The organism is Ruegeria sp. AL1 (assembly GCF_056540905.1).
In genome coordinates this window covers 1-1,073 of the sequence record NZ_JBQFXP010000040.1, presented here as the reverse complement: position 1 = coordinate 1,073, position 1,073 = coordinate 1, and the positions used below count along the sequence as shown (strand labels likewise).

At 60.5% G+C, this 1,073-nt stretch carries 1 protein-coding gene; it reads right to left on the bottom strand.

The window, feature by feature from the left end; all coding sequences use genetic code 11:
• Positions 1-1,073 (bottom strand): alpha-hydroxy acid oxidase (locus tag ACRZ9X_RS22420; RefSeq protein WP_480522309.1); only part of this gene is annotated, 1,073 nt, incomplete at both ends.

The window sequence follows — 1,073 nt, the reverse complement described above, 5'->3', positions numbered from 1 at the left end:
CGAAACCGCAGGTTGTCACGTGAAAGCTGATCGACGCGGGTGACGCCCATCAGCTTCATGTCGCGCTCGATCTCGGCCCGCATGAGTCCCAACGCCCGTTCGACACCGGGCTGACCGGCGGCGGCGAGCGGGTACAGGTAGTGCCGCCCGACACCCACAGCCTTGGCCCCCAGCGACAGCGCCTTGAGGACATGGGTGCCTCGCTGAATTCCACTGTCCATCATCACGTCTAGCTTATCGCCGACCGCGTCGACGATCTCGGCCAGTTGGTCGAAAGGCGTGCGCGATCCATCTAGCTGGCGACCACCATGGTTCGACAGGATGATGCCGGTGCAGCCGATCTCAGCCGCGCGGCGGGCATCTTCGACGGTCATGATGCCCTTGAGACAGAACTGACCGTTCCAGTCGCATACCATCTGCGCCACGTCGTCCCAATTCATCGACGGATCCAGCATCTCGGTAAAATACCCACCGATGGAACTGGCCCCGCCGCCCATATCAACATGCTCGTCCAGTTGCGGCAGGCGGAATTTCTCGTGCGTGACATAGTTGATGCCCCACATCGGTTTGATCGCAAACTGAATCATGCCGCCCAACGTCAACCGGAACGGGATCGAAAACCCCGTTCGCAGATCGCGTTCGCGATTGCCGCCAGTGATGCTGTCCACGGTCAGCATCATGACCTCGACCCCCGCCTCTTTTGCGCGCTGCATCATGGCCGAGTTCAGCCCACGATCCTTGTGGAAGTAGAACTGATAGACCTGAGGGTTCTTGTGTTTCTGCCGCAGTTCCTCCAGCGACACGGTTCCCAACGAAGACACGCCGAACATGGTCCCGTATTTCTCGGCCGCGGCCGCCACGGCGCGCTCGCCCTGATGGTGGAACAGGCGCTGCAACGCTGTGGGCGAGCAATAGATCGGCATGTCCAGCTTTTGCCCCATGACGGTGACGGACATGTCCACGTCCTTCACCCCGCGCAACACCGATGGCAGCAGATCGCAGCGGTCAAACGCGTTGGTGTTTTCGCGATACGTCACCTCATCATCGGCACCGCCGTCGATATAGTTGAAGAT